General features: G+C 67.3%; 6 protein-coding genes. 3 read left to right on the forward strand and 3 right to left on the reverse strand.

The window, feature by feature from the left end; translation table 11 throughout:
• Positions 1-113 precede the first annotated feature (113 nt).
• Both HPY83_05510 and HPY83_05515 read right to left on the reverse strand, forming a co-directional pair.
• Positions 114-1,034 carry a 4Fe-4S binding protein gene (locus tag HPY83_05510; protein NPV07409.1) on the reverse strand — a complete coding sequence of 307 codons (921 nt, stop codon included), beginning with the start codon at positions 1,032-1,034 and terminating at the stop codon, positions 114-116.
• A gap of 44 nt (positions 1,035-1,078) precedes the next feature.
• Complete coding sequence (locus HPY83_05515) at positions 1,079-2,137, reverse strand: M42 family metallopeptidase (GenBank protein NPV07410.1); 1,059 nt, start codon at positions 2,135-2,137, stop codon at positions 1,079-1,081.
• Positions 2,138-2,468: 331 nt separating this feature from the next.
• On the opposite strand from HPY83_05515, the gene HPY83_05520 reads away from it, so the two are divergent.
• Entirely contained in the window at positions 2,469-4,040 is a 1,572-nt protein-coding gene (locus tag HPY83_05520) for a DUF3604 domain-containing protein (GenBank protein ID NPV07411.1), read from the forward strand.
• A gap of 61 nt (positions 4,041-4,101) precedes the next feature.
• Here the strand turns inward: HPY83_05520 and HPY83_05525 are convergent, their stop codons facing one another.
• The gene (locus tag HPY83_05525) at positions 4,102-5,952 is read right to left on the reverse strand and encodes a LysM peptidoglycan-binding domain-containing protein (GenBank protein NPV07412.1); all 1,851 of its coding nucleotides are present in this window, start codon (positions 5,950-5,952) and stop codon (positions 4,102-4,104) included.
• A 551-nt stretch (positions 5,953-6,503) separates the two neighbouring features.
• Between HPY83_05525 and surE the strand changes: the two genes are divergently transcribed.
• Together surE and HPY83_05535 are read left to right on the forward strand one after the other, a co-directional pair.
• The gene (gene surE / locus HPY83_05530; protein NPV07413.1) at positions 6,504-7,304 is read left to right on the forward strand and encodes a 5'/3'-nucleotidase SurE; all 801 of its coding nucleotides are present in this window, start codon (positions 6,504-6,506) and stop codon (positions 7,302-7,304) included.
• The coding region (locus HPY83_05535) for a hypothetical protein (GenBank protein ID NPV07414.1) at positions 7,301-7,588 on the forward strand (288 nt) is incomplete at its 3' end. The genes surE and HPY83_05535, both read left to right, overlap by 4 nt.

Here is a 7,588-nt window from a genome sequence, read left to right on the forward strand (position 1 = left end):
AGGCAAACCCCTCTTCCTCAGCTCATCTTCGCGCCTTTGCGTCTTGGCGTGAGGCTCTCTCTGCGCCAGGGGTGGCACCCGTGGCCGTGGCGGACCAGCCCTGCCAGTGAGTCCTAAGCGAGCGTCCGGACGTCCAGGGGGATGCCCTTGGCCTCATCGCGGACCAGAATGAGGGCCCCGGTAGGGCAGCGGTCCACGCACACGGAGCAGCCCATGCACCGGGCCCATTCCACCTGCGCCACGCCGTCGCTGGCGTGGATGGCGCCGAAGGGACAGGCTCCCCAGCAGGTGCCGCAGCCCGAGCATCGCTGGGCCTCCACCCGGGCCAGGTAGCCTGAGGGCGCCATCACCGGGATGCCGTGGCGGATCATGGCTTCCATGCCCACGCAGCAGCAATCGCAGCAGTTGCAGATGGCGTAGAACCGGTTCAGGGCTGTGTCCTTGAACCAGGCAGTGTGAACGTGCCCGCGGTCGTGCTCCTGACGCAGCAGTTCCAGCGCCTCGTTCTGGGTCAGCCTGCGCGCACCCCCGGGGTGATGGTCCAGGGTGAAATCCACGAAGGGCTGGCCGATGATTAGGCACACCTGGGTGGGCTCGCAGTGACGGGTACGGGACAGCCGGCAGGCACACTCATACACCGCGATGTCCGGCGATCCGCTCAGCACCAGAGTCCGAGCCTGGGAGTAGGGGATCACCTGCTCCAGGTCGCGCAGGGGGATGTCTCGATCGAGAGTGATGACGGACCGGGCCAGCTCGGCGGTGAGCACCTTGGCGTGGTACCGGTCGGCCAGGTATCGGCTCTGCCGAGGCCTTAATCGGGGCAGGAGCCAGCGCAGGACCGCCATGTACTGGCGGGTCCAACGCCCGTAGACGTAGCCGTGCAGCGCCGTCAGGCTGAACGTTCCCGACCAGCCCATGAGGCGGATGCTCCGGCGGCTGGAGGGGAGCAGGAAGCGGCCCCGTTCCCCCACCAACCAGAGGGCTGCCAGTCCCGCCAGCAGCGCAGCCAGGACCGTCCCCAGCCTCCTCCTCACCGGCCAGCCATCCCGTGCCTCAATGTGCGAACCGGGCTGCTCTCTCACAGGGCCGCCACGGTCTCCGCGTCCAGCTTGCCTACCACGGCGATGAGCAGCTTGAGCATGTTGTCGTAGTCATCACGGTGCATGATGCCAGCCTGACTGTGCACGTGCCGGACCGGCACCCCCAGTACCACGGTGGGCACCCCGGCGTGGTGCATGTGAATCATGGCCCCGTCGGCTGCCGCCCCGGTGTAGGCGGAGAACTGCAAGGGTATGCCCAGCTCGCCTGCTGTCTCGATGATCAGGTCGCGAAGCTTGAGGTTGGGGATCATGCGGGCGTCCAGCAGCCACAGAGATGGGCCCCCTCCCAGCTTGGTGGCTGCCTCCTGGGGCTGGATGCCGGGCAGGTCACCGCACAAGTCCACTTCCAGGATCAGGGCCACGTCCGGATCCACTAGTTCGGCGCTGGTCTTGGCCCCTCGAGTGCCTACCTCCTCCATCACCGTGCCCACGGCGTAAAGCACGTTGGGGTGCGGCGCCTGGGCGAAGTGCTGCAGCAGATCCAGCATCAGGGCCACTCCGGCGCGGTCGTCGAACGCCTTGCCCATGTAGGCCTTGCCCCCGGCAAGCACCTCGAAGGCCCCCACCGGCACCACCGGGTCCCCCGGGCGCACCCCGGCCTCAGTGGCCGTCTCCTTCGAGGTGGCTCCGATGTCTATGTACATGTCCTTGCGCTCGACCAGCTTCTTGCGCTCGTCCGGGGGCAACAGATGGGGCGGCTTGGCCCCGATGACGCCGGTCAGGTCGCCCTTGTGCGTCTTCACCGTCACCCGCTGGCCCAGGAGTACCTGGTCCCACCAGCCGCCTAGGGGCAAGAAGCGGAGCATGCCGTCGTCGCCTACGTGGTGCACCATGAAGCCGATCTCGTCCAGGTGTGCCGCCAGCATCACCCGCGGGCCGGACTGGCCTTGCCGGCAGATGAGTGAGCCGATGCGGTCCTGCTCGATGGTGGAGACGGGCTCGGCCAGTCGGCGCACAAGCGCCCGCACTTCACCCTCGTAGCCCGGCACTCCGTGGGCTTCGCTCAGCTCTTTGAGGAGTCTCTCCGTCTGATCCATGTCTTTGCCTCCGTACGGCCCTCGGACGCTGCCCTGCCCTCGAGGGCAGGGGCTAGTATAGCCAGGCATCGCCCTAGGGGGAACCGCCCGAGTGTGTCCGTCATCGCCGTTCTGAGGGCGAGCGAGTGGCGCGCCGTGCGCCCAGGCGTCCAGAGCGACCCGTAGGCGAGGAGGGTGCGCGAGAGGAGAGTCCCGCGCCTCGCGGCGGCCGGACATGCACGGCTGCCGCTGGGGACGCGGCCACCCCCAGGGACCAGACGGACCAGCCTTGTGGCTGCCAGCCCCCTCTGTATAATGCCCGCACCTGCCCCCTCGCCCGAGGAGGAATCATTTGACCGAACCCATGGACGAAGGGCTCAACCTCTACTGGGGCGACATGCACACCAACGTGCATCATCACCACATGCCCAGTCTGGAGGATACCTTCGCCGCCGCCCTCGCTCATCTGGACTTCTTTCCCATCGCCTATTACCCCTTCTACTACTACCAGGCCGCCGGTAAGCTTCAGGTGGAGACAGTCGGCCAGCGGGACCAGTTCCTCGAGGACTGGGAGGAAGTCTTGCGCCAGGTGGAGCGGCACAACGACCCGGGCCGCTTCGTCACTTTCGCCGGCTATGAGTGGCACGGCGACCGCCGGTTCTACGGGGATCACAACGTCTTCTACTTCGGTCGCGGGCCCCTCACTGCGGCTCAGTCCCTCCCTCACCTGTACGCCCACCTGCGGCGGGCGCGCGGCATCGCCATCCCACACCACACCGCCTACCAGGTGGGCGAGCGGGGCAAAGACTGGCACTACCACGAGGACGACCTCAGCCCCTTCGCCGAGATCTACTCCTCCCACGGATCTTCCGAAGGGTGCAACACGCCCTTCACCCTCGAGCGGAACCAGGACATGGCCCCCCGGGTGTCCGGAGGCTCTATCCAAGACGGCCTGGCCCACGGCTACCGGATCGGCATCATGGCCTCCAGCGACAGCCACAACGGCTACCCGGGCCCCTGGGGCAGCGGCCTCATGGGCGTGTACGCGGCGGAGCTATCCCGGCCGGCCCTGTGGGAGGCGTTCCTGCAGCGGCGTGTCTTCGGTGTCACCGGCGACCGGATGGCCCTAGCGTTCCGCCTCAACGGACACTTCATGGGCAGCGATATCCGCGCTCACCCCCCTATGGAGATCACCGGCACCGTCGTAGGCAGCGACGCCATTGACCGGATCGAGCTCCTGCGCGACAACCGCGTGGTGCACACCCTGTGTCACGCCGACCGATGGGAAGTGCCTCAGGGCGGGGGGCCCCACCGCCTGAAGCTGCGGCTACAGTGCGGCTGGGGCCTGAGTCCCCGTTACGGGGTGCGCGCCGAGCCCCGGACCTGGCGGGGCGTCACCGAGGTGGATCGGGGGCGCATCATCTCTTGCGAGGGCCTCTTCACCGACTTTGGCCAATCCTTCACCCAAGAAGGCGAGCGATCGGTCTCCTGGCAGCTCACCACCCCACCGCGAGAGAGCGGGCGGAGCAACGTGCAGGGGATGGTCTTCGAGATCGAAGCACCTCTGAGCGCCCACGTTCGCATCCAGGTGGGCGATGAGGACTGGGGCTTTCACGTCTCCGAAGCCTTCCATCGGTCGCGGGTGGTGACCTTCCAGCACCAGACGAGGGAAGAGGTACAGACGCTACTGGGAGTCGGCCAGCTTTCGGAGGTAGAGAACCTGGGAGACGTCCTGTGGCACAACTCCGCTAAGATGAAGGCGCACCTGGCGGTGCCTGAGGCCGCGTACCGGGTGCCCTTCACGTTTGTAGACGAAGAGGTGCCGCCCGGGCGGCACTGGTACTACCTGCGTGTGGCGCAGCTAAACGGCCAGATGGCATGGTCGTCACCCGTCTGGGTGGAAGTTCCGGAAGATCGGGGATAGGTCACAGGCGGTCCGGCCCGCACCGCCGAGACCCATCCCCGATCTCCTCTGCTTATCTCACCTACTCGGCCGGTGGGATGATAAGCACCTGACCCACGTTGATCAGGTCTGGGTTCTCGATCTCGTTAGCCTCGATGAGCGCTTCCAGAGTGACCCCATGCTGCCGGGCTATGCGGGTCAAGTTGTCCCCTGGCTGCACAGTGTAGGTCACAGGCTCCGGGGTAGGCGTCTCCGTAGGTTCGGGCGTGGCCGTCGGCTCCGGCGTAGGAGTGGGCGTAGCGGTAGGCTCGGGCGTCGCCGTCGGCTCCGGCGTAGCCGTTGGCTGCGGTGTGGCCGTAGGTGCCGGCGTGGGGCTGGGCGTAGGCGTGCTCGTGGCGGGGGGAGCAACCGTCGGTTCGGGAGTGGGCGTCTCCGAGGGAGCCACCACCAGCGGTTCGGTCGGGGCGGCCACTCGCAATCCCATCAGGCCTTCCAGCGTGCCCGGGGGCAGGGGCTCATCGGTGAGGACGATGTCCACTCCCACGGCAAAATGGCTGAGGAGACCGAACAACATGTCCACCCCCCTCCGCCCGACGTCCGAAGTGAGCACCGGCGGCAGGCCGAAGTCGGTGGCAGCCACGTCCAGCAGGAGGTCCAGCACATTGCCGCGGGTGGTCTCATCCCATTCCAGGTGGGCGTGGGCACCATTGATACCTAGATCCACCCCGGGTGCGCCGATCCCCACCGAGAGGGCCCGCACACCTTCGCCCAGCAGCCCGACGTAGTAGCGAATCGTCTCCGGTATGCCCATCCCCAGCACTTGCAGCGGCAAGGGCTCGCCGTATACCGCCAGCCTTCCGTCCGTGCGGCAAATGGTAACGGGCACGGTGACCTCTCCCAGAGCACGAGCAGGCTCAGGCTGGTGCTTGAGCGCCCCCGGATCCGGCGTGGGAGCGCCCTCGTAGATCACCTGAGCGGAGAGGCTGGTGTGCGCCAGCAGGGTCCCCAGGGCATCCCAGGGGAGCATGTCCCCCGCGAAAGCCGAAGCAGCCGTGGGCACGAACGCCGGGTCCAAGCGGAGCACGGGCATGGGCCGATTGCCTAGGGAGGAGCGGAGCTCCATTCTCTCGCCTTCCCAGGCCAGGCCCACCGGGCCCAGACGCTCCACGTACCGCAGACTTACAGGATCGAGGACGAAGCCGGTGCCAAGGTCCTCCACGTACAGGCCGCCATCCCGTACTTCGACTTCTACCGGACGGCCCAAACGGACGAGCAAGTCCTTGTCGCGGGGCTCAGCTGCCAAGAAGAGATCCGCCCGGACTCGGCTGTCCGCTAGCCACTCTGCCGCCAACTCGGCGATCTGCCGGTCCTGGGGACGGAGGACCAGTCCAGCCATCCCGGCCAAGTCCTCGGCGTTGGCCAAGAGATCCTCGGGGCTCCACCCCAGCAGCAGCCATTCCTCGCCGTGGACCCTGACGCCGGTACCGTTGCCCAGGACCACCACCTCGAGCTCATCTAGGCCCAGGTCGGAGATCGGCAGTCCCTGAAGCAAAGAGGGATCGAACAGCACCAGGCTCAGCCCTAGATCTTCGGCTGCTATCCCACCCAACGAGAGCAAGCGGCCATCAGGAGCGACGGTGGCGCCAAGCTCGATTACGTTCGGGCGCTCTCCCGCCAGATCCAGAGGCTCCAGCCGCCGGGCCAGGTCCACTGGCTGCTCTCGACCCATGGGCAATCGCACCACCGTGGCCAGGCTGACATCGCTCACCCAGGCAGCCAGGGGGTCCAGCTCCGGTACCCACTCCTGCGCCAGGGCACTCAAGGCGGAACGGGTGACAGTAACGGACGTGAGGGGAATGCCGTTGAGAAAGACGGTGGTCTCCTCACCTCGCTTGACCAGGGCGAGCAGCCCTACGCCGGTGTCCCCGGCCATCCGGACGTAGACTGGCTCTACCGCCAGAGGGGGAAGCGCCAGGCCCAGCCTCTGGCCGAGCGCAGTGAGGGCACGGGAGTCCACCTGAGCCGGCGTATCCGGCAGCAGGATCGACCAGTCTCCCGTGTCCTCGATCTGGAGCTCCACCACGGGAGGGGCGTCACTCACCTCATTGGGGCCGGCCGCCGCAGCGGGCAACGCTCCGGCGAGAACCAGAAGCACCGCGAGAACCAGAAGTCCCAACCTCGGTCTGCTCATCGCCGCACTCCTCACACCCCGGGCTTGGGTAGTCCGCCTCACGCCACGCACTGGCGAAGCTCTGACCAGCTTCACCTACAACGGAGCAGCTGCAGCAAGAAGCCCTGGCCGACCCGGCGCGGCTCGTGGCGTCAGCCACCGGCGCTGTGCGCAGTATAGCACAGCCGTCAGTCACGTCCACCCGCCCAGGGGAAAATCGGCCCCCATGCGGGGAACTCGTCGCCGCCCAGCTGCCCATTCAGCCTGTGGGCGCCGCTGTGCTAGAATCAAGAGCGACGATGGGAAAGGATGCCATGCACATTCTCGTCACCAACGACGACGGTGTGAGCTCGCCCGGCCTGGTGGCCCTGGGGGCAGCCTTGCGTCGGCTGGGCACAGTCACCGTCTTCGCGCCCGATCACAACTGGAGCGCCGCCGGCCACAACAAGACCATGCATAAGCCTCTGCGGGTGGAATCGGTGCAACTGTCTGACGGCAGCCCCGCCCTGGCCTCCAACGGGACGCCATCGGACTGCGTGGCCATGGCGGTCCTGGGAGTGGTGGGGCGGCCCATAGACCTGGTGGTGTCCGGGATCAATGCGGGGCCCAACCTGGGGCAGGACATCACCTACTCGGGCACGGTCGCCGGCGCCATGGAGGCCACCATCAATGGGCTCCCCGCCATAGCCGTTTCGCTGGCCTCGTACAACTCGGAGCTGGACTTCGGCCCCGCTGCCGAGGTGGCTGCCGCCGTGGCCGAGACGGCCCACGTGTGCGGGCTCCCGCCTGACGTGTTCCTGAACGTCAACGTCCCTCCTGGGCCGGAGGCCGCTCGGCGAGACGTGAGGCTGACGCGTCTCGGCCGCCGGGTGTATCGCGACGTGCTGCTTCGCCGAGAGGACCCGCGTGGCCGTCCGTACTACTGGATAGGGGGCGACCCACCGACCGGGGAGCCGGAGCCCGACACCGATATCTGGGCCCTGGAGCACGGTCTGGTCTCCATTACCCCCATCCACATGGACATGACCGCCTACCCCTTGCTGAACAAGGAGGGCGAGTGGCGACGACGACTGCTGGCGGCGCTGTCAGCGGGGCGCGGTGGGGGCGGACAGTGACTTTCGTGCCTCGTCCGGGATCCGCCCCCTGGGTATTGGCCGGGGCGAGCGTAGCAGCTGCGCTGCTGGGCATCGGCGCCGCCTGGGCGGCGGTGCGCGTGCCTCTGGGCCCAGGAGCATTCGTGCTCTTGCTGCTAGCGCTGACTGCCCTCGTCCTGGCCACCGTGGGGTGGCTGTACACGATGGGCTTCCAGTCGCTCACTTACTACCTGGACCGGAACGGGCTGGTGGTGCAGCTCGGCCCCTGGCGCTTACCCATCTCCATGGACGCCATAGAGGGGATC

It is taken from the genome of Anaerolineae bacterium (genome assembly GCA_013178015.1).
Lineage (GTDB): Bacteria > Chloroflexota > Anaerolineae > DRVO01 > DRVO01 > Ch71.